Origin of the sequence: Streptomyces sp. ISL-1, from assembly GCF_018614585.1 — a bacterium.
GTDB classification, from domain to species: Bacteria; Actinomycetota; Actinomycetes; order Streptomycetales; family Streptomycetaceae; genus Streptomyces; species Streptomyces maoxianensis.
Map to the genome: position 1 here is coordinate 159,684 of NZ_JAGGOI010000003.1, position 24,818 is coordinate 184,501.

The 24,818-nt window shown below is 68.0% G+C and carries 28 protein-coding genes and 2 pseudogenes; 8 read left to right on the top strand and 22 right to left on the bottom strand.

The annotated features are described in order from the left end of the window. Nucleotides 1-4: 4 nt before the first annotated feature. Entirely contained in the window at nt 5-520 is a 516-nt protein-coding gene (locus J7E87_RS01895; RefSeq protein ID WP_215089161.1) for a DinB family protein, read from the top strand. 85 nt (nt 521-605) lie between these two features. Continuing rightward, on the top strand, nt 606-1,049 hold the full coding sequence (locus tag J7E87_RS01900) for a hypothetical protein (RefSeq protein ID WP_308312805.1): 444 nt from the start codon (nt 606-608) through the stop codon (nt 1,047-1,049). Nucleotides 1,050-1,117: 68 nt separating this feature from the next. On the opposite strand, the gene J7E87_RS01905 is transcribed toward J7E87_RS01900, so the two are convergent. The 9 genes from J7E87_RS01905 to J7E87_RS01945 all read right to left on the bottom strand — a co-directional run bounded on the left by J7E87_RS01905 (nt 1,118) and on the right by J7E87_RS01945 (nt 8,406). Further along, nucleotides 1,118-1,588, bottom strand: a complete 471-nt coding sequence (locus J7E87_RS01905) for a hypothetical protein (RefSeq protein WP_215089162.1) — start codon at nt 1,586-1,588, stop codon at nt 1,118-1,120. A 140-nt stretch (nt 1,589-1,728) separates the two neighbouring features. Continuing rightward, nucleotides 1,729-2,412, bottom strand: a complete 684-nt coding sequence (locus J7E87_RS01910) for a uracil-DNA glycosylase (protein ID WP_215089163.1) — start codon at nt 2,410-2,412, stop codon at nt 1,729-1,731. Between the two features lie 67 nt (nt 2,413-2,479). After that, entirely contained in the window at nt 2,480-4,060 is a 1,581-nt protein-coding gene (locus tag J7E87_RS01915) for an ABC transporter substrate-binding protein (protein WP_215089164.1), read from the bottom strand. A gap of 115 nt (nt 4,061-4,175) precedes the next feature. Beyond that, on the bottom strand, nt 4,176-4,937 hold the full coding sequence (locus J7E87_RS01920) for an SDR family oxidoreductase (RefSeq protein ID WP_215089165.1): 762 nt from the start codon (nt 4,935-4,937) through the stop codon (nt 4,176-4,178). A gap of 17 nt (nt 4,938-4,954) precedes the next feature. Next, complete coding sequence (gene fabG / locus J7E87_RS01925; RefSeq protein ID WP_215089166.1) at nt 4,955-5,716, bottom strand: 3-oxoacyl-ACP reductase FabG; 762 nt, start codon at nt 5,714-5,716, stop codon at nt 4,955-4,957. Between the two features lie 154 nt (nt 5,717-5,870). Further along, nucleotides 5,871-6,254, bottom strand: a complete 384-nt coding sequence (locus J7E87_RS01930) for a DUF3037 domain-containing protein (protein ID WP_215089167.1) — start codon at nt 6,252-6,254, stop codon at nt 5,871-5,873. Continuing rightward, entirely contained in the window at nt 6,251-7,105 is an 855-nt protein-coding gene (locus J7E87_RS01935; RefSeq protein ID WP_215089168.1) for a HipA family kinase, read from the bottom strand. Before J7E87_RS01935 ends, J7E87_RS01930 begins: the two co-directional genes overlap by 4 nt. A gap of 134 nt (nt 7,106-7,239) precedes the next feature. Next, a complete protein-coding gene (locus J7E87_RS34710) occupies nt 7,240-7,614 on the bottom strand; it encodes an integrase (RefSeq protein ID WP_251016815.1) in 375 nt (124 codons plus the stop codon). 465 nt (nt 7,615-8,079) lie between these two features. Then, entirely contained in the window at nt 8,080-8,406 is a 327-nt protein-coding gene (locus J7E87_RS01945) for a plasmid stabilization protein (protein WP_215089169.1), read from the bottom strand. 451 nt (nt 8,407-8,857) lie between these two features. Between J7E87_RS01945 and J7E87_RS01950 the strand changes: the two genes are divergently transcribed. Further along, the gene (locus J7E87_RS01950; protein ID WP_251016816.1) at nt 8,858-9,382 is read left to right on the top strand and encodes an NUDIX domain-containing protein; all 525 of its coding nucleotides are present in this window, start codon (nt 8,858-8,860) and stop codon (nt 9,380-9,382) included. Here the strand turns inward: J7E87_RS01950 and J7E87_RS35795 are convergent. The 3 genes from J7E87_RS35795 to J7E87_RS34720 form a co-directional block, all read right to left on the bottom strand. Beyond that, the gene (locus J7E87_RS35795; protein WP_308312809.1) at nt 9,376-9,918 is read right to left on the bottom strand and encodes a DUF6262 family protein; all 543 of its coding nucleotides are present in this window, start codon (nt 9,916-9,918) and stop codon (nt 9,376-9,378) included. The genes J7E87_RS01950 and J7E87_RS35795 overlap by 7 nt on opposite strands. A gap of 5 nt (nt 9,919-9,923) precedes the next feature. Beyond that, entirely contained in the window at nt 9,924-10,424 is a 501-nt protein-coding gene (locus tag J7E87_RS34715) for a DDE-type integrase/transposase/recombinase (RefSeq protein WP_308312810.1), read from the bottom strand. Nucleotides 10,425-10,791: 367 nt separating this feature from the next. After that, nucleotides 10,792-11,352, bottom strand: coding sequence for a hypothetical protein (locus J7E87_RS34720; RefSeq protein WP_251016817.1), 561 nt, complete (start codon nt 11,350-11,352; stop codon nt 10,792-10,794). 351 nt (nt 11,353-11,703) lie between these two features. Here J7E87_RS34720 and J7E87_RS01965 point away from each other — a divergent pair, with 351 nt between their 5' ends. After that, nucleotides 11,704-12,318 carry a gamma carbonic anhydrase family protein gene (locus J7E87_RS01965; RefSeq protein ID WP_215089170.1) on the top strand — a complete coding sequence of 205 codons (615 nt, stop codon included), beginning with the start codon at nt 11,704-11,706 and terminating at the stop codon, nt 12,316-12,318. 28 nt (nt 12,319-12,346) lie between these two features. Here J7E87_RS01965 and J7E87_RS01970 read toward each other — a convergent pair whose 3' ends face one another. From J7E87_RS01970 to J7E87_RS01995, 7 genes and pseudogenes are all read right to left on the bottom strand, one after another. Further along, nucleotides 12,347-12,541 (bottom strand): hypothetical protein, encoded by a 195-nt coding sequence (locus J7E87_RS01970; protein ID WP_215089171.1) that lies wholly within the window; start codon nt 12,539-12,541, stop codon nt 12,347-12,349. Nucleotides 12,542-12,588: 47 nt separating this feature from the next. Next, on the bottom strand, nt 12,589-13,041 hold the full coding sequence (locus tag J7E87_RS01975; RefSeq protein WP_215089172.1) for a hypothetical protein: 453 nt from the start codon (nt 13,039-13,041) through the stop codon (nt 12,589-12,591). 129 nt (nt 13,042-13,170) lie between these two features. Continuing rightward, the gene (locus J7E87_RS01980) at nt 13,171-13,521 is read right to left on the bottom strand and encodes a hypothetical protein (protein ID WP_215089173.1); all 351 of its coding nucleotides are present in this window, start codon (nt 13,519-13,521) and stop codon (nt 13,171-13,173) included. Next, nucleotides 13,521-15,251, bottom strand: a complete 1,731-nt coding sequence (ctaD, locus tag J7E87_RS01985) for a cytochrome c oxidase subunit I (protein WP_215089174.1) — start codon at nt 15,249-15,251, stop codon at nt 13,521-13,523. Before ctaD ends, J7E87_RS01980 begins: the two co-directional genes overlap by 1 nt. A gap of 833 nt (nt 15,252-16,084) precedes the next feature. Continuing rightward, nucleotides 16,085-16,249 carry a hypothetical protein gene (locus tag J7E87_RS01990; RefSeq protein ID WP_215089241.1) on the bottom strand — a complete coding sequence of 55 codons (165 nt, stop codon included), beginning with the start codon at nt 16,247-16,249 and terminating at the stop codon, nt 16,085-16,087. A 111-nt stretch (nt 16,250-16,360) separates the two neighbouring features. Further along, nucleotides 16,361-16,596: pseudogene (locus J7E87_RS34725) on the bottom strand (DUF6766 family protein); the annotation flags it as partial. A gap of 393 nt (nt 16,597-16,989) precedes the next feature. Next, a pseudogene (locus J7E87_RS01995) lies at nt 16,990-17,115 on the bottom strand (IS5/IS1182 family transposase); the annotation flags it as partial. A gap of 326 nt (nt 17,116-17,441) precedes the next feature. Here J7E87_RS01995 and J7E87_RS02000 point away from each other — a divergent pair. Beyond that, complete coding sequence (locus J7E87_RS02000) at nt 17,442-19,577, top strand: prolyl oligopeptidase family serine peptidase (protein WP_251016818.1); 2,136 nt, start codon at nt 17,442-17,444, stop codon at nt 19,575-19,577. 82 nt (nt 19,578-19,659) lie between these two features. After that, nucleotides 19,660-20,109 carry a Rieske (2Fe-2S) protein gene (locus J7E87_RS02005; protein WP_215089175.1) on the top strand — a complete coding sequence of 150 codons (450 nt, stop codon included), beginning with the start codon at nt 19,660-19,662 and terminating at the stop codon, nt 20,107-20,109. Here the strand turns inward: J7E87_RS02005 and J7E87_RS02010 are convergent. Continuing rightward, on the bottom strand, nt 20,106-20,747 hold the full coding sequence (locus tag J7E87_RS02010; RefSeq protein WP_215089176.1) for a cysteine hydrolase: 642 nt from the start codon (nt 20,745-20,747) through the stop codon (nt 20,106-20,108). The two genes, J7E87_RS02005 and J7E87_RS02010, sit on opposite strands and share 4 nt — an antisense overlap. 154 nt (nt 20,748-20,901) lie before the next feature. Here J7E87_RS02010 and J7E87_RS02015 point away from each other — a divergent pair, with 154 nt between their 5' ends. Next, the gene (locus J7E87_RS02015; protein WP_215089177.1) at nt 20,902-21,360 is read left to right on the top strand and encodes a pyridoxamine 5'-phosphate oxidase family protein; all 459 of its coding nucleotides are present in this window, start codon (nt 20,902-20,904) and stop codon (nt 21,358-21,360) included. Nucleotides 21,361-21,454: 94 nt separating this feature from the next. Here the strand turns inward: J7E87_RS02015 and J7E87_RS02020 are convergent, their stop codons facing one another. Next, entirely contained in the window at nt 21,455-22,369 is a 915-nt protein-coding gene (locus J7E87_RS02020) for a LysR family transcriptional regulator (RefSeq protein ID WP_215089178.1), read from the bottom strand. 74 nt (nt 22,370-22,443) lie between these two features. Between J7E87_RS02020 and J7E87_RS02025 the strand changes: the two genes are divergently transcribed. Next, on the top strand, nt 22,444-23,481 hold the full coding sequence (locus tag J7E87_RS02025) for a DMT family transporter (protein ID WP_251016819.1): 1,038 nt from the start codon (nt 22,444-22,446) through the stop codon (nt 23,479-23,481). Here the strand turns inward: J7E87_RS02025 and J7E87_RS02030 are convergent. Continuing rightward, a complete protein-coding gene (locus J7E87_RS02030) occupies nt 23,472-24,803 on the bottom strand; it encodes an aminotransferase class I/II-fold pyridoxal phosphate-dependent enzyme (RefSeq protein ID WP_215089179.1) in 1,332 nt (443 codons plus the stop codon). The genes J7E87_RS02025 and J7E87_RS02030 overlap by 10 nt on opposite strands. Between the last annotated feature and the right edge of the window lie 15 nt (nt 24,804-24,818).

Sequence of the window (24,818 nt, forward strand, 5' to 3'; positions counted from 1 at the left end):
CGCCATGACGATGCCTGAACGGACCGAACCCTCCACCACCGCCGGCGAGCGCGAGATGCTCGACGGGTGGCTGGACTACCACCGCGAGACGCTGGCACAGAAATGCGCAGACCTGGACGACAGTCGGCTGAGGGAGCTGTCCGCGCCGCCGTCCGAGCTCTCGCTGCTCGGACTCGTACGGCACATGGCGGAGGTCGAGCGGGGATGGTTCCGCAACACCCTCGCCGGGGAGGGCCTCGATCCGCTCTACTACAGCGAAGCGGACCATGACGGCGACTTCCATGTCACCGAGCAGGACACCTATGCCGAGGCGTACGCCGCCTGGCAGGCCGAGATCGCGCGGGCGCGGGAGCTGGCAGCGGCCCATGGGCTGGACGACATAGGCAAGACGAAGTCCCGCCGCACCGGGGAGAGCTACAACCTGCGGTGGATCATGACGCACATGATCGAGGAGTACGCGCGCCACAACGGCCACGCGGATCTGATCCGTGAGCGGATCGACGGCGCGACGGGCGACTGACCGGAGGCTGACCGGCGTCACCCGTGCGGGCCATTGTGTGCCCGTACGACTGTGAACGTGCCCCGCGCACAGCAGAGTTGCGCGGGTGCACCGACCAAGAACCACCGCGAAGATCCTGGCGGGGATGGCTGTCTGGGCCGTGTCCGGCTGTGTGGCCGTGAATCCGCAGCCCGTCGCCTCGCCCCCGTCCCACGGCGGCAGTCCCGCGCAGGCCGTGGAGCCGCAGATCGTGCAGAGACCGGCCCGCGACGTCCTCGCGCCACCGCCCCTGACCTCACCCTCGGCCGAGTCGGCCGCTCGCCCGACGGCGCCGGCTCCCGCCGCCGCTCACTCACCGACCGGGCGCCCGGAGCCCCGGCCGCAGAAGTCCCGGCCACCTGTGCCCCGGACCGCCGAGCCACCTGCCCTGCCATCCGTGCGGCCGTTGCCGGCCGACCGGCCGGATGTCTGCGCCCTGGGCGAGAGCTACGGCCGCTGGCGGCCGGGCAGCCCCGAGTCTCTGATCTGCCGGGAGACCTACCGGAGTTGAACCGCGCTCGCCGACTGAGCGTCGCTCGCCGCCCCGATCTCACTCGTCGGCCGGCCGGCGCTCGGGTCTCACTCGCCGGCCAGACGGCGCTCCAGGCGGTCGATCGCGGCCCGGACACCGTTTCCGTATCCGTCGTCCCCCAGGGCGTCCGTCGCCGCGCGCGCCCGTTCGAGGTGGGCGCGCGCGGGCTCCGGCCGGTCGAGCTTCACATAGTCGGCGGCGAGGTTGAGATGAAGCGAGGGGTAGAAGGCCCGCACGGCGAGCGTCACCTCGTGGCGGGCCAGCCGCTCCTCACTCAGCCCCTCGGCCGCCGCCAGCGCCCGCAGATCCCAGGCGAGCTCGTCACTGGCGTCGTCCTGGGCATCGGCCATGTAGTGCGCCAGAGTGCAGCGGTGGAGCGGATCACCGGCCTCGCCGATCTCCGACCAGAGCGCGCCGAAGCGATTTCGCGCCTCCTCACGGTCACCGCCGTGCAGCAGCATGATCGCTTGTCCGATGCGGGTCATGACGGCGTCCTCCGACGCCTCCTGCTGCTCCATGACTGCGGCCTCCCACGTCCATGCGGCGATTCGCGACCATCCAGGGATCACGACGCTAGCCGCCTCCGCGGGCAATGCGGCACAGGCTCGGGCGGGGGCCCGAGCCTGTCAGCCGGGTGCGCGAAGATCGGCCGAGGTGCTCAGCCGAGGTTCGGAATCCGCCAGTCGATGGGCTCGTGCCCCTGGGCCGCCACCGCTTCGTTGATCCGTGTGAACGGATGCGAGCCGAAGAACTTCTTGGCCGAGAGCGGCGAGGGATGCGCGCCCTTGACCACCGCGTGACGCGATTCGTCGATCAAGGGCAGCTTCTTCTGCGCGTAATTGCCCCACAGGACGAACACCGCGGGGTCGGGCCGCGAGGCCACGGCGCGGATCACCGCGTCCGTCACCTTCTCCCACCCCTTGCCCTTGTGGGAGTTGGCCTCGCCTGCCCGCACCGTGAGCACAGCGTTGAGCAGCAGCACGCCCTGCTCGGCCCACGGCATCAGATAGCCGTTGTCCGGGACCGGGTGGCCGAGCTCCGCCGCCATCTCCTTGTAGATGTTCCGCAGGGAGGGCGGGGTCTTGACGCCCGGACGCACCGAGAAGCAGAGACCGTGCCCCTGCCCCTCTCCGTGGTACGGGTCCTGGCCGAGGATCAAGACCTTGACGCGGTCGTACGGAGTGGCGTCGAGCGCGGCGAAGACCTCTTCGCGCGGCGGGTAGACCGGCCCCCGCGCCCGCTCCTCCTCGACGAACTCGGTGAGCTCCTTGAAGTAGGGCTTGTGGAGCTCTTCGCCGAGAACGTCGCGCCAGGACTCGGGCAGCATGTCGGTGTCGGTCACGTCAACAACCTCCGGTATGCGATCAGTTACGACCGCAGAACCTACCCGCAGCCACTGACAATCGCGGCTACCAGCTGGCCTTCCGGTACAGCTCCCACATCTGCATGACCGTCTGCGGGTCGAGGGCGAGCTCGCCGCCGCCGATCTCCTCGCTGGAGGCGACGTACAGCTTGCCCTGCCACAGCGGCAGCAGACGGACTTCGTCGACAAGGATCTCCTGCGCCCGCTCGAACTGCTCGGTGACCGCACTGCGGTCGCTCTCGCGCCGGGACGCGGGCAGCAGCTGGTCGGTGATCTCGCTGTTCTCGTACGGAGTGTTGAGCACGTTCTTCGAGCCGACGAACGGCGCGATGAAGTTGTCCGGGTCCGGGAAGTCGGGGAACCAGCCGCGGCCGAAGACCGGGTACTGACCCGCCTTGTAGCCCTTCTGGAATTCCTTCTCGGGCCTGCTCTGCAGCGTGACCTTGAACAGGCCGGAGGCGTCCAGCTGCCGCTTGAGCTCGGCGAACTCCAGCGCGGTGCCGGAGCCGTAGCGGTCGGTGGTGAACCAGAAGGTCAGGGGCACCGGCTGAGTGATACCCGCGCCCTTGAGGATCTTCCTGGCCTTGTCCACGTCCGGCTCGCCATAGCGGTCGAAGAACTCGGTGGTGTGGCCGACGATGCCCTTGGGAACCATGGAGTACAGCGGCTCCGCCGTGCCCTGGTAGACCCGGCCGACCAGTGCGCCGCGGTCGACGACCTGGGCGATGGCGCGCCGCACGGCGAGCTTGCCGGCCATCGGGTCCTTGGAGTTGAAGACCAGGTAGCGGATGTCGGCGCCGACCGTCTCGACGAGCTGGAGGTGCTCGGTCTCGGGCTTCTTCTTCTGCAGCTCGACGACCTCCTGCGCGGTCAGACCGCGGTAGATCGCGTCGATCTCCTTCTTCTTCAGGGCTTTGACCATCACGTCGGAGTCCCCGAAGTACCGAATGGTGACGGCTTCGTTCTTACGCTTCGCGAACCCGTCATACTTGGAGTTCTTGATCAGCTCGGACTTCTTGCCCTTCTCGTACGAATCCAGGAGATACGGCCCCGAGCCGGTCAGCTTGCCGTCCTCCCGGAGCTGGTCTGCCGGGTACTCCGCGGGCGGGACGAGCGACATCGCGGGCGTGGCGAGTATGAACGGGAACGTCGCGTCCGAAGTCTTGAGGCTGAACTTCACGATGCGGTCGCCGGCCGTCTCGATCTTGTCCAGGGAGCCGAGGAGACCGTTGGGGCCACCCTGCACATCGATCTTCTGGATCCGGTCGATGGAGTGCTTGACGGCAGCCGCGTCGAGCTTGTCACCGTTGGAGAAGGTCAGCCCGGCACGCAGCTCGCACTCGAAGACCTTGTTACTCGTGTCCACGAACCGGCAGGTCTTCGCGGCGTCGGGCTGCGGCACGGTACTCCCGGCCGGGAAGCTCAGCAGCGTCTGGAAGACGTTCCGCATCAACTCCCATGAGCCGTCCCAGGCGGCGGCAGGGTCGAGCGTGGTGGGCTCACTCGTCGTACCGACCGAAATCTTCTGCTCACGCTCGGCGTCCTCGTTCGAGAACAGACTGCATCCGGCCAGCAGAGATATGGACGCTAGGGCTGCAGCCGCCTGCAGACAGGTCCGGTAGAACACGTGCACGCTCCTCGTTCAGCCAGGGTCGGCCGACCATACCGCAGCGCCCTGCCGGGTCAACCTTCTGGCCCGGCAGGGCACTTGACTCATTCAGGAACAAAACGGTCCAGGCTGCTCAGTGCACCCCGGCATTGAGGAAGATACCGCCGTCCACCACCAGCGTCTGCCCCGTGATCCAGTCCGACTGGTCGGACGTGAGGAACGCTGCTGCGCCCCCGATGTCCTCCGGAACTCCGAGCCGTGCCAGTGGGTAGGCCGCGGCCGCCTCGGCTTCCCTGCCCTCATACAGCGCTTGGGCGAACTTCGTCTTGATCACCGCGGGGGCGATCGCGTTGACCCGCACGGCCGGCGCGAACTCGTGCGCCAGCTGCAGGGTCAGATTGACCATGGCCGCCTTGCTCATGCCGTACGCGCCGATGAAGGGCGACGGCGCGATTCCGGCGACGGAGGCGATATTCACGATCGCGCCGCCGTTCTCCTTCTGCCATGCCTTCCAGGTCAGCTGCGCGAAGCCGAGCGCAGAGATCACGTTGGTCTCGAAGACCTTGCGCGCCACGTTCAGATCGAGATCCGCCATCGGCCCGAAGACCGGGTTCGTACCGGCGTTGTTGATCAGGAAGTCGACCCGGCCGAACGCCTCCATGGTGCGCTCGACGGCCGCCGCCTGGTGGGCCTCGTCGTGAGCCTTGCCGGCGACACTGATCACCCGGTCGGCACCGAGCCGCTCCACGGCCTCCTTGAGCGCGTCCTCACCGCGGCCGGTGATGCACACCCGGTCACCACGCGAGACGAGCGCCTCGGCGATGCCATATCCGATGCCGCGGCTCGCGCCCGTGATCAGGGCGACCTTTCCGCTGTCCTGTACCTCTGAGGTCATGTTGGTCGTCTCCCGGTTCAGTTGAGCGGTCCGCCGGCCACGTACATGACCTGGCCGGAGACAAAGCCGGCCTCGTCGCCCGTGAAGAAGGCGATGGCGTTGGCGATGTCCTCAGGGAACCCGACGCGCGCGACCGGGATCTGGGTGGCGGCAGCGGCCTGGAACTCCTCGAAGCCCATGCCGACGCGGGCGGCCGTCTGGGCCGTCATCTCGGTGACGATGAAGCCCGGGGCGACGGCGTTGGCGGTGATGCCGAACTTGCCGAGCTCCTTGGCGAGGGTCTTGGTGAAGCCCTGCAGGCCGGCCTTGACGGCGGAGTAGTTGGCCTGGCCGCGGTTGCCGAGCGCGGAGCTGGAGGAGAGCGAGACGATACGGCCGAATCCGGCGTCGACCATGTGCTTCTGGCAGGCCTTGGCCATCAGGAACGCGCCCTTGAGGTGCACGTTCATCACGGTGTCCCAGTCGGACTCGCTCATCTTGAAGAGCAGGTTGTCGCGGAGCACGCCCGCGTTGTTGACGAGGATCGTCGGCGCGCCGAGCTCGGCGGCGACGCGCGCGACGGCCGCCTCCACCTGGGCGCTGTCGGACACGTCGCAGCCGACGGCGATGGCCTTGCCGCCGGCCGCGGTGATCTTCTCGACGGTGTCCTTGCAGGCCGCCTCGTCGAGGTCGAGTACGGCTACGGCGCGGCCCTCGGCCGCCAGCCGTACCGCGGTGGCGGCGCCAATGCCTCGCGCAGCCCCGGTCACTACGGCGACGCGCTGCTCGGTGGTGGACATGCTGGTTCTCCTCGCCCTTGGATGCGGCTCACCCGGTGACGTTCCGCGTCCGCCGGATGAGCGACCGCTTAGTACCTTCAGCAGACGAGACGCTAGAAGCCCTGGCACCCGGTGTCAACGGCCCTTCGGGTGCCCCGCGTCACTGAGGGGGTGCCTAGCAGACCAGCAGCGTCAGCAGTCGCTCCACTTCGGCCTCCGGATCGGCGGTCAATCCGGTGTGTACCGGGCCCGGCTGTACGACGGTCGAGCGCGGCGCGATCAGCCACCGGAAGCGGCGGCCGGCGTCGTCGCGCGCCGCCTGGCCCGCGCCCTCACCGCCGCGGCAGACGCCTTCGACAGCGTGCAGCGCCGCCCGGACGCCGGTCACGTCGGCCTGCGGGTCCAGTGCCGTCAGTTTGGCCTCGTCCAGATGGGTACGGGCGGCCACGAACGACTTGGCCCGGCAGTAGACCACGACACCCGCGTTGAAGAACTCGCCGCGCTCGACGCGTGGCACGACGCGCAGCACCGCGTACTCGAAGACGTCACGGTCGTTCACTGGTCGCTGTCCTTCGTGGTCTTCCTCGTCGGGTGGGGCCAGGGGGTCGGCTGCTCGGTCAGCCAGCCCGGCGCCTGGGACGGCTTGCGTTCGGTGCGCGGCCCGAGATTGATGCGCTCGTGGATGGTCGCGGCACGCGGCAGCAGCGCCTCGACATAGGCGCGGCGCAGCGCGTCGGTGGTCTCGAAGCCCGGCTCGTCGACCAGCCACTCGTCGGGAACGTCGGCCGCGACTTCGGTCAGCAGTTCCTCGGTGACCAGCGGCGCGAGCTCCGCGGCGGCCGTATCGATGTCCGGCCCGAAGGGGGCGAGGACGTGGTCGGAGGCGTCGTACGGCTTGGCGGTGGAGACGGCGGCGCCCGGCCAGTTGTGGTGCCAGATCATGGTCGCGCCATGGTCGATCAGCCACAGCTCGCCGTGCCACACCAACATGTTGGGGTTGCGCCAGGAGCGGTCGACATTGTTGATCAGCGCGTCGAACCAGACGACCCGGCCGGCCTCGGCCGGGTCCACCTCGTAGGCGAGCGGGTCGAAGCCGAGCGAACCGGGCAGGAAGTCCATCCCGAGGTTCAGCCCGCCGCTCGCCTTCAGCAGTTCCTGCACCTCCTGGTCGGGCTCGCCGAGACCGATCACCGGGTCGAGCTGGATGCTGACCAGCTCGGGCACACGCAGGCCGAGCCGCCGCCCGAGCTGCCCGCAGATGACCTCGGCCACCAGGGTCTTGCGGCCCTGTCCGGCGCCGGTGAACTTCATGACGTACGTACCGAGATCGTCGGCCTCGACGATGCCCGGAAGCGAGCCGCCTTCACGCAGGGGCGTGACGTAGCGGGTCGCGGTGACTTCGGAGAGCATTTTCCCAGGCTATCCGGCAGCTGCACTTCACGATCCACGGCACGCCCCGAAGCACGGCTCATCCCGCGAGACCCGTGATCAACCCTGGGGAGAATCTGGGGAGTTTGAGCTGGGGACCTCGGTCCCCCGGCTGCTCAGCAGACCGTCGATGGCTCGACGCCCCTCCCCCCAGCCTCCGGCATGAAGTGAGCGTAGTGGTCGAGCGTGATCGTCGGGGACGAATGCCCCAGCCACTTCGCGAGGGTCACCACTGACTCCCCCGCCTCAAGCACGGCCGAAGCGTAGGTGTGACTCAGCACGTGGAAGCTATCCCTGTGCGCCGCCTCCCATTGCCACGGCTTCGCCGCCTCAAGTCGTGGCGGGATCACCCCGATGCGCGCCAACGCAGGCTTCCACACGTAGGTGTTGAACGTGTTCACGGCAATGGCATTCGCGAACCGCGTGGTGAGCAGCAGGGAGAACTTCTTCGTCGGCTTTCCCGGCTCCCCCCAAGGGAGTTCCACCTCCACAGCGGGGTACGTCTGCGACGTGTGTCCTCAATTCCTGAGCGACAGATTCTGACATATCCACAGTGCGCGCCTTAGCTCCCTTGGGAAGGGTGAAGTAAAGACGACCATTCAATGCTTACACCTGCCTTGTTACATGAATTACTCCCCGACCGTAGTCAATATCATCTGGACTGACCCCGAAGGCTTCCCCCTGCCTAAGTCCGCAGCCCATACCGAGAGCCCCTTGATGCCCCCGGCAACAGCTACGAGTGCTGTGACCGGGAACGGTCACCGGGTGGTCGATTATCACCTGGGGGCCACTCCCCAAGGAGTCCAGAGCGCCTATACCGCGGGCGGTCGCCAAGGTGAACGCGAAACGCGCTGGCAGTGAGGGCTGGGCCCCGCTGCCCGAGCGCATGGAGCGTCTGCTCGCCGGGGCGTCGCCGGGGCCCGTACCGTCCGTGTGCCCGCCTTGGTGGGTTGCTCTCAGCGCCCGAGGGCTTGGCGCAGCTCCTGCTTGTTCATCGAGGAGCGTCCTTCGACGTTCTTCTTCTTTGCCTCCTCATACAGCTGGTCCTTTGTGGGGCCCTGCGCGCCGCTGTGGGAACGCTCGCCGCCACGCTGCGAAGCAGACTTCCTGTCCCGGGTGGAGGTCTTGCTGGCGCTCTTCGACTCGCCGGAGCGCGCGCGCTCCTTGTTGACGGTCCGCGCAGCGATCTCCTTCGCCCGCCCGGTGGAGGCACCGCGCTTCTCGGCGCCTTCCTTGATGTGTTCGTACTGGCGCTCCCGTTTCGGGCTGGAACCTGCAGGCATGACACCCTCCTTGAATCAGCTTCCTTCGCAGGCCGAGTGCGCTCGGCCGCACTGATCACCTGCCCACAACCGCGCTTTCTATCGGGGCCACAGCCACCAGTCCACGGCTTGAATCCGAGGCACGCGCCGCGGGTGAACCAACCGGGTGACGGTCCCCCCACGACCGCACACCCGCTGGGGGTGCCGGTGGCGGCACCGTCCGAGCACCCCGGCGACGGGTGGCCGCGGTGTGGATGAGGGGCAAGGGCACGGAGTCCGTGGGACCGGCCCCGCAGACTGCCCGCGACGGCCAATGTTCACCGCCGCCGCGCCGCTCGTGGAGGCTCAGGCAGCAGCCTGCCGGTGGTTATCGAGGGTTCGGTTCGAGATCCGGCATGTTGTCGCTGGTGGGACCTTCATGAGATCGACGTGACGTGGCTGCGATGTCAGTGCAGCCTCGTATGTTGGCCCGATGATTCAGAACGTGGTCGACGAGCGGGCCGTCGAGGCGGCGGTGCACGATGCCGAACAGGCGATAGCCGAGTTCGACGGGGCCTGCCGGTGGCTGGCTGCTGCCCGGCAGGGACCGATGGAGCCTCTTGCGGCCGAGGTCTGGGTGTTCGACAAGGATCTTGCACGGGTGGTGTTGGTGAAGCACCGTTGGCGGGGTTGGGTTCCTCCGGGCGGGAAAGTCGAGGCCGGGGAGACACCGTGCGAGGGGGCGACCCGAGAGCTTTTCGAGGAGACGGGCGTTCGGGCGAAACTGCTGCCCGAGCCGGCAGCGGTTGCGGTTCGCTCGTATCACCCGGACTGGCCGGTCACTCTCGGGCTGTCGTATGCCGCTGTCGTTGATGCAGCGGCCTCGTTTGTCCCGGAGGCTGGGCAGCCGGTGGCCTGGAAGAGGCTGGACGAGGGCTGGGAGAGCTATTTTCCCGACGATCTCTCCCGAATCCGTCAGCATGCCGCATGGTTGGCTGATCGGTCGGGCCGTCACTGAGGGGCTGCTGTGGTGCCGCCGCGGCAGGCGAGTTCGCGGCGGAGGTCGAGGTTCTCGCCGTGGGTTTGTTCGAGCGCGTCCCTCAGCGCCCGTACTTCTTCTCGGTGCCGCTTCTTCAAGCGGGTGATCTGGCTGGTTAGCGCGAGAACGAGTGTGGTCTGTTCGTCGGCCGGAGGCGCCGGTGCGGGGACCGGACGGGCTTGGGCTCGCAGACGTTCGATGCGACCGCGCAGGTCGGGGTGGTTATAGAGGAAAGCGTAGGAGACGCCGGCCTCGCGCTGGACGGCCTGGAAGGTAATCGGCTCGCCGCGCTTGACCAGCGTGCGGATCGCCTTCTCCGCCGCCTCCGTCTTGGCTGCGCGATGTCGGACGCCGCCGCTGGCGGGCGCCTGCGGCGGAGACGCGGTCGCGCGGAAGCCGCAGCGAAGACTTCCACCAGCCCGGCGGATCGACCGCCGGCAGCGCCAGCATCCGGGCGGTGTCCGCGTCGAGCCGGTCCGACGGACGGGCCTGCAAAGTGCAATGGATACGCCGATTCGCCTTACTCAGCCAGTCCGCCAGCTGGGATGTTGAAGTCGGTCGGCGACGCGAACACGCGGCCGGGCAGGAAACTAGTCTCCAGATAGCCGTTCGCCCGCTCGACCAGCCCCTTCGCCTCCGGATCACCGGGACGGCACTGGATGATCCGGATGCCCAGCAGCCCGACGAACGCCGTGAAGTCCTCGGTCAGTTGAGGCCGTCCGCCCCGCCACGATCCCACCGCACCCTCGTTGTCCCAGACCAAGGTCTTCGGGACAGCACCGAGGCCGGTCAGCAGCCGCCAGTGGCCAGCGATGAGGTCGGCCGCATTCTTCGTCGGCAGCATCCTGGCCATGATCCACCGCGAGTAGCCGGCCACGATCACCAAGACCGGCGGGCTCGCGATCTGGCCGAAGCCCAGCGGGATGTCCGCGGGCGGGAACCACAGGTCGCACTGGGCCAGTTCGCCCGGCTCATAGCCCGTCCGCGAGACCGGGTCCGCCGCCCGATAGACCGGTCGCAGTTAGCGGCACCTATCGGGGAAGGACCAAGCAGCCCGCGGTGGCGTTTGAACGTCGTCACGGCATCTCTCCCTGGGTGGCGGAACGGTCGGCCGGCTGCCGCGACCGCAGCAGCTGGTCATAGGCCGACCGAGGGCAACGGCCGGTTGTCGGGCGGCAGGATGAGCCAGCCGCCGTTCGGTCAGGAACGTCACCGTGGCTCCCTCGGGCTCGGCCGGGACGGGCGGGACAACCACCTCTTCGGCCTCTGCTGCTTTCCTCGCTTCCAGCGCGACCGCGTCTGCGGTCAGAGCGCCGGCTCGAACGGCAGCAGCGAGCCCGGTGACCAGATGCTTGTGGGACATGTGACGGCCCAGCAGCAGGCCTCGATCAGGGCCCCGGTGCCGTCTCGGTCGCCGTGGGCCTTGCAGGCCGCCGCCCACCAGGCGTCGTGGACCGGAGTGAACCTTCCCGCTGAGCGGGCCTGGTCGAGTGCGGTCGCCCCGGGAAAGGCACCGGGCGGATCAGCGCCTCCAGGTAATGGTCCAGCTCCAGGCGAGTCTTGCCTTTGGCAATCAGCCGCTCGTGCCGGGCGACCTCCTCCCGCCCGTCGTCGACGACCAGCTCTGAGGCGTGCAGCACGACCCGCACCGTTCGTCCGATTAGCCCCACCGGCACCGAGTAACGGTTGGTGCGGACGCTGACCTGGCTGAACCGGTCCACTCGCAGGCTGAACAGCCGCCCACTCTCGAAGGGTTCGTCCGGCAACGGCTGCAGTAACGGACGTTCGACCGCGAAGTACTCGCTCACCGGCCGGGGCCGTGAGCCGATCCGGCGTTCCTCATCCTCCGCGTCCCATCGTTCGACCATCGCGTTCAGCTCGGCGAGGGAGGCGATCTCGGGGACCGGTACCAGGTGGTTGCGACGAAACCAGCCGATCGGGTCTTCCACTCCGCCCTTCTCATGGGCTCCCCCAAGTCCGGGCCGGCAGTAGAGAGCTTCGATGCCGAACCTCCGCGAGTTCGCGAATTCTGAAGAGTGCTCTGGATGAATCCACGGATGGCTACAGGAACTTGACCCGCATGGGCACCTCGGTTCAGTGCAGAGAATCCCCAGGTCCGCTTTTCCTTCCCCAGCCGGTTGCCTCGGGCGCTGGCCCGCACTGTCGTCGGACGAGGGACTCGGGCTTCTGCACACCGGTGCCGATTGCCCAGGGGGATGTCTTGTTCGTTGATCAGCCTGGTGCCGGGCCCTGCGGTCTTACCTGGTGGAATAGCGCGCGTAAATGGCCCAGGCTGCGGAATGATCGCGAGCATGTTGATCGATCACGAGGGCTGTTCGCCGACCGTGCACCCCACGGCCTATGTCGCGCCGACCGCGACACTGAGCGGGGACGTGCGGGTGGGAGCGGGGTGTCGGGTGCTGTTCGGCGCCGTGCTCACTGCCGAAGGCGGCCCGGTGGAACTCGGCGAGGGCTGCATCGTGATGGAGAACGCGGTCCTGCGCGGGACACGCCGCAATCCACTGAGCTTGGGGCGGCAGGTCCTGGTCGGCCCCACCTCGTACCTGACCGGATGCTCGGTGGAGGACGAGGTATTCCTGGCAACCGGAAGCCGGGTGTTCAACGGCGCGCGCATCGGGACGCGCTCGGAGGTGCGCATCAACGGCATCGTGCACCTGCGCACGGTGCTGCCCGCCGACTCGATGGTGCCGATCGGTTGGGTAGCCGTGGGCGACCCGGCGCGGATTCTTCCGCCCCAGGATCACGAGGCAATCTGGGCTGTGCAGAAGGAACTGGACTTCCCTGGCTACGTCTTCGGCCTGGACCGGCCGGCTGACGGCGAGGGCCTTATGCCGGGCATCTCAGAGCGTTTCGGTCGGGCCCTTGGCCGCCATCGGAACGACCGTCAGATCTGAGCCCCCGCCCTTGGTGGCCTCGATCTGCTCACCGAGGGCGCGAATCCTGTTCGGCGGCCGAAGTGGCGACGGCGCACGTGTAACGGAGGCTGGTCTTGGCGCCGAGGGAGAAGACGTGTGCGAGATGAAGGGGGTCGGCGCCGTTGGCGAGAGCTTCTTCGAGGATGCGGTCCTGCCGTAGCCGGTCGATGCCCACTGGTAGCTGCTTGACTAGCTTGTCCATCCAGAACGTGCCCACTGCCGCAGTGGTTGTCGCGGTGTTCCGGCTGATCAGCAGGTGCGGTGGTGCTGTTCGACCAGCGACGGTGCCGGTAGGCGAGGTAGTCGTTGATCGCCTCGGCGGTGTACTCGTCCTTCCAGCAGCAGCGAACTGATCCGGCGGGCAGGCAGAGCATGGACACCGGACAGAGCGACATCCACGCGAAGGGCCGGTTCCTGCAGGGCCGCTTGAGCCAACGACTCCACCTCGTCCGCGGTGAGCGACAAGGGAATCGAGTCGGGGAGCTTACCGCCGTGGACGCCGCGCATCGGGTTGGAGAACACCAGGCGTTCGGCCTTGAGCGTGCGGAACAGTCCTCTCGGGGCACTGGCGTCGTATGCGCGATAGGGACGGTTGGCGAGCCATTCGATGACGTCGTCTCGGGTGATCTGACGCAGTGTTGTGTACTTTGCCGCGTACTCGGTGAGGAACGGCAGGACGCTCCTCAGGTTGGTGATGAGCATGGACCTGGCCCGTGGTCTGCGGCGAGAGGTCCCGTGCCTCAGGACCTTGATCCAGATGTTCAGCTCGGCCCGCCGCTTCGGCGCCCGTGCGACGTTGTCGAGAAGAACGACTGAGCACGCGCTGCCGTATCAGGAGAGCAATAACAAGCCGACGCAGAGCGCAGCCGATAGCAGGAGGCAGGCGACGTTGAGGCCGAGTAGTCGGCGGCGGAGGGCAAGGTAGCGGGCGGTATAGGTGCTGTTCAGTTCGGTGCAGCGGGCGGCAATCGCTCTGAGCATCTGTTTCGACAGGTTGACGCGCTGCTCGGCGTAGCGCCGGGCGATCTCGTTCTGTTCGGCGGTGGTGAGCCAGGGCATGCTGCGGACAAATGCTTCGGCTTCGCTGCGTGCTGTGCGCAGTTCTGCCTGGTAGAGCAGGTAGCCCTCGATCTTGTTGATACCTGCGGCAGTCTCCTGTTTTGTGGGTGGTGGTTGTTCCATCAGGAGTCGCCCTTGTCGTCTCCCAGCGGGGGTGCGACGCCTTTGCCAGGTTCGATGACGTCACGGCGATCGCCACTGGTGATGTTTTCGAGTTCAGCGAGGTCGGGGTGGTGCAGGTCGAAGGCCGGTGATTCGGAGCGGATCCTGGGCAGGGCAACGAAGTTGTGCCGGGGTGGGGGGCAGGAGGTTGCCCATTCCAAGGAGCGTCCGTATCCCCAGGGATCATCGACGTCGATGCGTTTGCCGTACTTGGCGGTTTTCCACACGTTGTAGAAGAACGGCAGCGTGGAGGAGCCGAGAAGAAAGGCCCCGATGGTCGAGATGGTGTTCAGCGTGGTGAAGCCGTCCGCGGCCAGATAGTCGGCGTATCGGCGGGGCATGCCTTCGGCACCCAGCCAGTGCTGGATGAGAAACGTGGTGTGGAAGCCGATGAACAGCGTCCAGAAGTGGATCTTTCCGAGTCGCTCGTCGAGCAGGGTGCCTGTCATCTTGGGCCACCAGAAGTGGAAACCGGCGAACATCGCGAACACGACGGTCCCGAAGACGACGTAGTGGAAGTGGGCCACGACGAAGTAGCTGTCGGTGACGTGGAAATCCATCGGCGGGGAGGCCAGGATGACGCCCGTCAGGCCGCCGAAGAGGAAGGTCACGAGGAACCCCATGGACCACAGCATCGGTGTTTCGAAGGACAGCGAGCCTGTCCACATGGTGCCGATCCAGTTGAAGAATTTCACCCCAGTCGGCACAGCGATGAGGAACGTCATGAAGGAGAAGAACGGCAGCAGGACGGCGCCTGTTGCGAACATGTGATGAGCCCACACCGTGACAGACAGGCCAGTGATAGCGATGGTGGCGCCCACCAGCCCCACATAGCCGAAGATCGGTTTACGGGCGAAGACGGGGATGATCTCGGTGACGATGCCGAAGAACGGCAGCGCGATGATGTAGACCTCTGGGTGTCCGAAGAACCAGAACAGGTGCTGCCACAGCAGGGCGCCGCCGTTTCCCGGGTCGAACACCTGGGCCCCGAACTTGCGGTCGGCCTCCAGGACGAGCAGCGCAGCTGCGAGGACGGGGAAGGCCAGCAGGACCAGCACCGATGTGAACAGGATGTTCCAGGTGAAGATCGGCATGCGGAACATGGTCATCCCGGGCGCGCGCATGCATACGATCGTCGTGATGAAGTTGACCGCGCCGAGGATCGTGCCAAACCCGGACAGCGCGAGCCCCATGACCCACAGGTCTCCACCGATGAAGGGGGTCCGCTCGCCCCCGCTGAGCGGGGTGTAAGCAGTCCAGCCGAAGTCGGCGGCGCCCTGCGGGGCGAGAAAACCGCCGGTGGCCATCAGCCCGCCGAAGAGGAACAGCCAGAATGAGAGCATGTTCAGCCGTGGGAATGCGACGTCGGGTGCGCCGATCTGCAGCGGCATGACCGCATTGGCGAATCCCGCGAAGGTCGGGGTAGCGAAGAACAGCAACATGATCGTGCCGTGCATCGTGAACGTCTGGTTGTACTGCTCAGTGGACATGATCTGCAGACCAGGGCGAGCCAGTTCCGCCCGCAACATCAGCGCCATCACACCGGCGAGCACGAAGAACATGAACGAGGCGATGAGATAGAGGTGACCGATCTTCTTGTGATCGGTCGTCGTGATCCAGCTGATCACGACACTGCCGCGTGTGCGTCCCGCGACCGGGACAGGAGCGATCGGTTCGGTGGAAGTGGCCATACGAATCCCTACGTTTGCCGTTGGCGAGCAAGACGCGCGGCAGAGTGCCCCTCCGACGTCATCGCACACGCTACGGCTGCAGATCTCCAGTAACCGGTTCGATTAGTCCGTTTCGGAATTAGACCTCTCATGCGACTTTCGCGCTCGCTCAGACGTGCGCGACGCCCGTACCGCGAAGGCGCCACCGCGGACGTCGCGATGTCCTCGTATGGGTACTGGTAAAGGGCCGTCCGCCGTTCACTCCCCCTTGGCGTTTGGCGCGCTTCGAGAAGGACTCGGTCACTTCCTTCACCGTGTTGATCTCGGCGGCCTCGATTCTCCCGCTCGTTAGCGGGCGCGAACGGGCCCGCTCGAGAGCCTCATCCCGCCACCGCTGTTGCCGACAGCGCGAGTCCGGTTGCCGCGTAGGCCGTACCGGCCGGCAATCGGAGTCGTTGCAAATCCACGGTGCTTCTCCCCATGGGGAGAAGCTCAACAAGCATGTCGTCGGCGGCGGTTGGCCGCCGGGGGCAAGTAGATGCGCCGTCCTGTCCCACCCGCGAGAACCCGAACGCCCGTCATGCGCCGCCGCCGACATCCCTCCGACACCACCGTCGCTGATTGGCCCTGCTCGAACCGATGCCGCCTCCCGGCCAGCCAGACCAAGGCGGGAGGGCACCCCTAAAGGTGGCCGAGGCACGAGAGCGTCGATGCCATCCGCTACAGCGTCGACAACGGCGAAGCCCATCTGGCCTGGTAACCCATCACTCTGATGACCCGGCGCCTGACCCGAACTCCGGCAGCCCAGAAGGCTGTCGGACGGCGGTGAACAGCAGAGGGCACCCTGCGGTGAGCTATCCCATGACTGCTCGGGCCGCGTCGAGAAAGGCCAGGCGGTTGTCCTCCAGGTAATCACGCACACTCTCGCCGTCGGGCAGGCTTTCCCACACGGTCCGGTTGAGGTCGAGGAAGTACGCGCGCGCCGCATCATGCGGCAGCGGGCACTGAAGCCGGATCAACCTTTTGACTTCATGGACTGACGATTTCCTGCGCTGAGTGGCCCTGTGCATTCCGAAAGCAGGGACGCTGGCTGTGAACTGGACGGTGACCGTCGGATTCGAGCTCGGACGTCAGCCTTCGATGCCGGTGGAGCTGTGGGCGGCGCCGACTGGTTTGATTCGGGTGAGCCCCGCTGACGGAGGTAGACGGACAAAATGGCCATGGACGCGACCGCGAGGAGCTCCGACTGCCAGTTCTGCAGGGACCGGCTCCAGAAGTCGGCAGAGATCACGTACTCACCCCAGCCGACGGGCGCCTGAAGCTGTCGCAGCCGCTGCTCGTTGTAGGCGGCGACTCCGGCAATCGTGGGCAGTGCCTCTGCGCTGACGGGGTGACACCATCGCTACATGTGCGGCTGACCGTAGTACCGGGCGAACTGCTCCAGGTAGCTGGGCTCGCCGGTGTACTTGGCCTCGTCGAATTCGGGCGCGCCTTTGATCTGAATCTTTCGTCCGGTTGACGTAGAGCGTCTCCGCGGCCGTGTCGATGCGCTCGATGGTTCCGACGGGCAGCAGCACGTGCTTGCCGAAAATCCAGATACTGGTGTCGACAACGAGGTGGGTCTTGCGCGTCTTTGGGGCTGGGCGATGTCACCCAGGACCACGAACCATCCCGATCCAACACCTTCATAAAGAGTTTTTGTCCCGGCAGGGGCGTTTGATTGTTGTATGGATGGCCAGCTGGCTGGGGTTGCTGAGGCTGAATGGCGTTCGTAGCGGGGGCTGAGTCGGCGGTAGCCGGACAGCCAGGAGATCGTCCGCTCGATGACCCATCTGCGCCGCCCGAGTCGTTCGCTGGACTCGATGCCATTGCGGGCGATGCGAACCCGATGCGCTTGCCCGCGTCTGGCGCCGTGCAATACGCCCTGGACTCGACCTCGCCAGCCGCTCCCGTTGGGGAGCGGCTGGGGAGTTTCCTCGTCGTTTGGGAGGCCTTGGGGAGGTCAGAGACCTAGTCTCGGCCTCTACATGACGTACGTGCCGAGATCGTCGGCCTCGACGAAGCCCGGAAGCGAGCCGCCTTCACGCAGGGGCGTGACGTAGCGGGTCGCGGTGACTTCGGAGAGCATTGCCCCACAGTACTTCGGGCGGGTCGGGTGACCGCTCGGATTATCGCTTGTCATGGCCTGCGCAGACATGCCAAGGATGCCTCATGGCCGAAGACACGCAAGACCCCATGGATGCCCAGGACTTCCCTCGTCAGTACGCCCGGACCCGGCGCTTCTCGCTCGGCGTCCCCCGGCGCTTCACCGTCTCGCCGGACGGCTCGCGCGTGCTGTTCGTACGCAGCACGGGCGGACAGGACGGAGTCAGCCGGCTGTGGCTGTACGAGGACGGGCAGGAACGCGTCCTCGCCGATCCCCTCGCGTTGGGCGGCGAGGCGGACGTGCCGGAGGCGGAGAAGGTCCGCCGGGAACGCGCGAGGGAGACATCGTCGGGTGTGGTGTCGTACGCGACCGACGGCGCGGTCCTGATCGTGGCCTTCGCGCTGGGCGGGGAACTCTGGACGGTACGGACGGACGGCGGTGCCGCGCGCAGGATCGCGACAGCGGGCCCCGTGGTCGACCCGCGTCCCTCGCCGGACGGCGAGCGGATCGCGTACGTCACCGGTGGGGCTCTCCGTGTCGTACGCAGCGACGGGACCGACGACCGGCTGCTGGCCGCGCCGGAGGGCCACGAGGTGACCTATGGGCTCTCCGATCATGTGTCGGCGGAGTCGATCGGACGGCCGCGCGGCCACTGGTGGTCGCCGGACGGGGACGCGCTGCTGGTCGCCCGCGTGGACAGCTCTCCCGTGCAGCGCTGGTACATCGCGGATCCCGCGAACCCGACGAAGCCTCCGACGTCGATGCCGTATCCGGCGGCGGGGACGGCGAACGCCGAGGTGTCGATGCACATCGTGCGCCTTGACAGTGCTCGGGTGCGGGTACGCATCCCGGCCGCTGCCGGCGAGGACCACCACCCCTCGGCCTGGACCGATCCCGCCTTCGAGTACGTCACGTCGGCCGACTGGGACCGCCATGGCCCGCTGATCTCCGTGCAGACCCGTGATCAGCGCTCGCAGTTGACGCTGTCCGTGGATCCCGCGACCGGGGCGACACAGACGCAGCATCATGCCCGCGACGAGGCGTGGGTGTCCTTGATGCCTGGCACTCCCTTCCGTCTCCCGTCGGGCACGCTCGTGATTCCCTGGTGCCGCTCCGACACTCAGGGGCTGCGGATCGGAGACACCGTCACCCCGGACGGACTCGAGATCCGCGAGGTGGTCGGCACCGTCGGCGAGTTGGTCTTGTTCACCGCGAGCGAGGATCCGACCTATATCCATGTCTGGTCGCACGACCCGGACGCGGGCTTCGTCCGGGTCAGCGAGGGCCCCGGCGTCCACACCGCCGCCGTGGGCGGTGACACCGTCGTCCTGGACAGGAGGACGGACGACGGACAGTCGGTGACCGTGCTGCACGGCGGCAAGCCCGGCGGACAGATCGCCGTGCTCGCCGAGACCCCCCTGGTCACACCCCGGCCGGTGTTCCTCACCCTCGGGGAGCGCGAGCTGCGCAGCCAGCTCTTCCTGCCGTCCCGGCACAAGCCGGGCTCCGGGAAGCTGCCGGTGCTCCTCAACCCGTACTCCGGCGCCGGTACCCAGCTGGTGGTGCACGAGCGCGGATGGTGGTCAGCGGTGTCGCAGTGGTTCGCCGAGCAGGGTTTTGCCGTGCTCGTCACGGACGGCCGCGGCACCCCCGGCCGGGGCAGGGCCTGGGAGAAGGCCATTCACGGCGACCGGCTGACACTCGTACTCGAGGACCAGATCGACGCGCTGCACGAGGCGGCCGCCCTCCATCCCGATCTGGACCTGGACGCGGTGGCGATCCGTGGCTGGTCCTACGGGGGCTATCTGGCGGCGGGCGCACTGCTGCACCACCCGGAGGTTTTCCACGCGGCGGTCGCGGGCGCCGCACCGACCGACCGGCGGCTCTACGACACGCACTGGGAGGAGCGCTTCCTCGGTCACCCTGACGTGCTGCCGGAGAACTACAAACGCAGTTCGCTCGTCCCGTATGCCCACAAGCTGACCCGTCCGCTGCTGCTGGTTCACGGCGTCGCCGACGACAACGTGGTCTTCGCGCACATGCTGCGCTTTTCATCGGCGCTGCTGGCGGCGGGCCGCCCGCACACAGTGCTGCCGCTCTCGGGAGCCACGCATCTGATCACCGATCGGGACCAGGCGAGTAATCTGCTGCTGCTCGAGACGGCCTTTCTGAAGAAATCCTTGAATTCCCCGAGGCACTGAACATGCCGCTCCGCCCACGCGTAAAACATCAAGAACCGGCCGGTGTGAAAGGCCGGACAGGGAGCGTCGAAAGGGAGCCAGCATGAACGGATCACAGGGGCCGTCGCGGACCGTGACTCGCCGTACCGTCGTCGCCGCGGTGGGCGGGGCTGGCCTCACCGTCGCGCTGACCGCGTGCGCCGGCTCGGACGACGGCGGCCAGAAGGTGGCCGAACCACCGGCAGACGGCACGGGCGGAGCGGGCGACGGGGGCAAAGTGCTCGCCAAGACCGCCGACATCCCCGAGGGCGGCGGCAAGGTCATCGGCGATGTCGTGGTCACGCAGCCGAAGGCCGGGGAATTCAAGGCGTTCTCGTCCAAGTGCACCCACCAGGGCTGCGCGGTGAAGGACGTCGCCGACGGCGTCATCAACTGCCCTTGTCACGGCAGCCTGTTCAGCGCCGCGGACGGCAGCGTCAAGAAGGGTCCCGCCACCTCCCCGCTGCCGCCCGCCTCCATCACTGTGGACGGGGACTCGATCAAGCTCGCCTAGGCGCGGCGCGGCCGCTTCCAGCAGGAGAGCACATCTTCGGTCGTGGTGATCGTGGCGACCAGGGCGAGCGTGTGGCGGACCATCGCCGGGGTGTAGTCGGCGGGCACCCCCGCGATGGCGTCCTTGGGAACCACCGCCGTATAGCCGAGGTTGACCGCGTCGAAGACGGCGTTGGGGATGGCGACGTTCGCCGAGACGCCGGTGACGACGAGGGTGCGGCAGCCGAGATTGCGCAGCAGCGCGTCGACGTCGGTGCCGGCGATGGGCGAGAGGCCGTGCAGCCGCCGTACGACGAGATCTCCGTCCGCGACCTCTATGGGCGGCGCGATGCGGACGGCCGTCGTGCCGGAGTGCTGCTGGACGGGGAGCCGGGCGGCCGCCCGGAAAAGCCGCGCGTTGTGGTTGGCGCCGCGTCCGTCGGGACGCCGCTCGGCCACCGCGTGCAGGACCTGTACGCCCGCTTCGTGAGCACCCGCGACCAGCCGGGCGATCCTGAACAGCGCGCCGGAAGACCGTGCCTGCGCGGCGAGTTCGGGCAGGGCGCTTTCCTCGCCGACGACACCTTGCTGGCACTCGACGGTGAGCAGCGCGGTGGTGGCCGGGTCGAGCTGTTCCGCGAGCTGTTCGAAGGACGGCACGAGTCCCCCTCTTCGATCTCTTCGATTCTTCGGACTTTTCGACTCTTCGGGCCGGGCGCGCGACAGTAACCGCCATTGCGCGACGAAGGAAGAGCGCTCATGATTCCTGACACACAGTCAGCTAAGTGTTTCGGCTATGAGGAGGGGGCTGCCCATGACCGTCACACAACGCCGGGGCCGTCGCATCATGATGACGCCCGGCGAACTGGACGAGTTCCTGGCCGAGCAGCGCACCTGCCGGGTTGCCACCGTGTCCGCCGACGGCCGCCCGCATGTCAGCGCCCTGTGGTTCGCCTGGGACGGGACCTCACTGTGGCTGTACTCCATTACGTGCAGCCGCCGTTGGGCACAGCTGCGGCACGATCCTCGGCTCGCGGTCGTGGTGGACGACGGCGAGGAGTACGGGGAACTGCGCGGCGCGGAGCTGTCCGGCACCGCGGTCTTCGTGGGCGAAGCGCCTCGGACGGGTGAGGTGTGCCCCGAACTGGAGTTGCCGGAGAGGCTGTTCGCGCGGAAGAACTTCGGTATGGACGAGATGCCGCACGACGGCAGACATGCGTGGCTGCGGCTGACCCCCGATTCGGTCGCCTCCTGGGACTTCAGGAAGCTGTGAGGCCCTCTGGGACAGCGGGCCTCTGGGACAGCGGGCCTCCGAGGCAGCCGGCCTCCGAGCCGCCAAGCCTTCGCGGCAGCCGGACTCCAAGCCGTCAGGCCTCTGACCGCTCCACCGTCTCCGCGGCCCCACGCAAGGCATCGACCGCCGCCCTGATCGACGGGCGGCGGTCCGCGTCCGTCCGCCACACCGCGTAGATGTGCCTGCGCATCCGCTGCCTCACGGGCACGAGCCGTACCCCCTCAGGCACCCAGCCGCGCCCCAGTCTCGGCGTGACGCACACCCCCATCCCCGCCTCGATCAGAGCCAGTTGCGTGTGGTGCTCCACCGCCATGTGCGCGATCCGCGGCTCGAAGCCCTTCGAGCGCAGCGTGAACATCAGCCACTCGTAGCAGAATTCGCCTTCAGGCCAGGACACCCAGTCGTCCTCGGCGAACTCCTCGAGATCCACCTCCGCCCGGTCCGCCAGCGGATGGTCCGCGTGCATGGCGACATCCGGGACGTCATCGAGCAGATGAGCCTGCGCGAGTCCGCCGGGCACGGGCAGCCGCTTGTTGCTCCAGTCGAGCACGACCGCGAGATCGAGGTCACCCCTGACCACCTGCCTGATCCCCTGCTCGGGCTCCAACTCGCTCGATGTCACTCGCAGTTCGGGGTGGCTCGTGCGCAGCGAAGTCAGGGCCGCGGGGAAGAGCCCGCGGGCGGCTGTCGGGAACGCGCCGATCCTGACCTCGCCCACCACCTGCCCGCGCTGCGCCTCGATATCGGCCTGCGCGAGCTCGACCTGGGACAGGATGCGCGCGGCGTGGTCCGCGAGCAGCCGACCGGCGTCGGTGAGACGCACGCCGCGCCCGTTCTTGGCCAGCAGTGGCTGGCCCACCTCCCGCTCCAGTTTCGCCATCTGCTGAGAGACGGCCGAGGTCGTCACATGCAGCCCGTCGGCCGCTCCGCTCACCGAGCCATGGCGGGCCAGCGCGTCCAGGGTCCGCAGGCGCTCCAGATTCAACATGTAAGTGATGCTAAGCGAATACCGCAAATAATTCTCGCTTGTCCTACGAGATTGGAGCGGCCAGGGTGGACGGCATGAGCACCGCCGTCCCCTCCCGGACTCCATCGGCCCCCGCCCCCGCCCCTGCCGACTCCACACGCCGCCGCGGCCTCGACTGGCGCATCCGCTTCGCGGTGCTCTCCACGGTGTGGGGCTTCAGCTTCCTCCTCATCAAGGTCGGCACCGGCGGGTACGCACCCTTTCAAGTCACCTTCGGCAGGCTGTTCTTCGGTACGGCGGTGCTGGCCGTCGCGATGACGGTGCGGCGGGAGCGGCTGCCGCGCGGGATCCGTACCTGGTTGCACCTCACCGTCGCCGCGTTCGTGCTGAACGCGCTGCCGTTCTCGCTCTTCGCCTACTCCGAGCTGACGATCCCGTCGACGCTCGCCGGCATCTGCAACGCCACCTCGCCTCTGTGGGGCATGGCACTGTCCATGGTCGCGCTCTCCGAGGACCGGCCGACCCGGCGCAGGGTCGCCGGGCTCGGCATCGGCTTCCTGGGCGTGCTGACCGTGCTCGGCGCGTGGCAGGGATTCTCCGGGCTCGACTTCGGCGGCACGGCGATGGCGCTGCTGGCCTCGCTGAGCTATCCGATCGGCTGGATCTACGTACGGCGCACCCTGGCCGGCAGCAGCCACTCCAATCTCTCGCTGACCGGTGCCCAGCTGCTGCTCGCCACAGTCCAACTCGCCGTGGTCACACCGCTGTTCACGACGCTGCCGACGTCCTTCCCACTCGTGCCGCTGCTCGCCGTGATCACGCTCGGCGCCCTGGGCACGGGCTTCGCGCTGCTTCTCCAGTACGGGCTGGTCGCCGAGGTCGGGCCGACGACGGCGCAGATGGTCACGTACTTCATCCCGGTCATCGCGACGGCCGCGGGCGTCGCGGTGCTGGGCGAGCAGCTGGGCTGGAACACCCCGGTGGGCGCACTGATCGTGCTGGCGGGCGCGGCGCTGACCCAGAGCCGGCCGAAGCGACCGTCCGCCGCCACGGGCGCCTCGGCGCTGCCGCAGGCTCCCGCCGAGGCTGCTGCGGGGGCTGCGAGGGCTGCGAGGGCTGCGGCTCAGCCGTAACTGCGCGCGGGCGCCGGGCCGGCGGCAGCCGCGACCGCGTCCGCGAGCGGCTCGATGTCGTCCTTCCCGAGGCTCGAAACGGTGAGTCGCACGCCGGGTGGCGCCGACATCCGGAAACGCGCTCCCGGCGCGACCGCCCAACCGGCGTGCAGCAGCCGGGCCACCGCCCCGGTCTCGTCGGGGACGGGCACCCAGACGTTCATCCCGCTACGTCCATAGGCCTCGATCCCCCGCTCGGCCAGCGCTCGCAGAAGCGCGTCGCGCCGTTCCCCGTACGCGTGCGCGACGGCGAGCGGGTCCACCGCGCCCGAGGTCCAGAGGTGCACCACCGCACACTGCAGCAGTCGGCTGACCCAGCCGGGTCCGAGCTGCTGACGGCCCATCACACGGTCGATGGTGACGGCGTCGCCGGTCAGCACGGCGACCCGCAGATCGGGCCCGTAGGCCTTGGCGGTGGAGCGTACGAACGCCCAGCTGTCCGTGACCCCGGCGAGCGGGTGCAGCGGGAGATCGACGATCGCGTGTCCGTGGTCGTCCTCGATGAGCAGGGTGTGCGGGAACTCGGCCAGTACGGCCCGGAGTTCACGCGCGCGTTCCTTGCTCACGGCGGCGCCGGTGGGGTTCTGCGCCCGGTCGGTGACGATGAGGGCCCTGGCCCCGGCGGCGAGCGCCTTGGACACTGCCTGCGGCACCGGCCCGTCGTCGTCGACCGCCACGGGCACGGGCCTCAGCCCCAGCGCCGGCACCAGGTCCAGCGTGCTGCCCCAGCCGGGGTCCTCGACGGCGACCGCGTCGCCGGGCTTGAGATGCGCGGCGAGGACGCGCTCGATGGCGTCCAGCGATCCGGAGGTGACGGCGAGCGGCCCTTCGGGCACGCCGTCGGCGTCCATCGCGGCGCGGGCGAGCCGTGCCAACTCCGCGTCGACGGGTGCCTGTCCATACAGACCCGGCTCCTCCGCGTTGCGCCGGGCCGCGGCGGCGAGGGCGTCGCCCATCGGCGGCAGCAGCGCGGGGTCGGGGTTCCCCTCGCCCAGGTCCCGTACGCCGGGGGGCGCGTCGACCCGGATCGACCCGCGAGCCGTACTGGCCGGCCGCGGGCGCACCCGGCTGCCCTTGCGCCCCGCGGTCTCGATGACTCCGCGCTCTCGCAGGGTCCGGTACGCGGACGCGACGGTGTTCGGGTTGACCCCCAGCTCGGTGGCCAACTCCCTCATAGGCGGCAGCAGTTGACCCGGTTCCAGGTCACCCGCGCCGACCGCGCGCTCGATGTCGGCGGCAATCTCCGATGCGCGGTGCCCAACGATCCGATACTCTCCTAGCACAAACAAGATTATGCA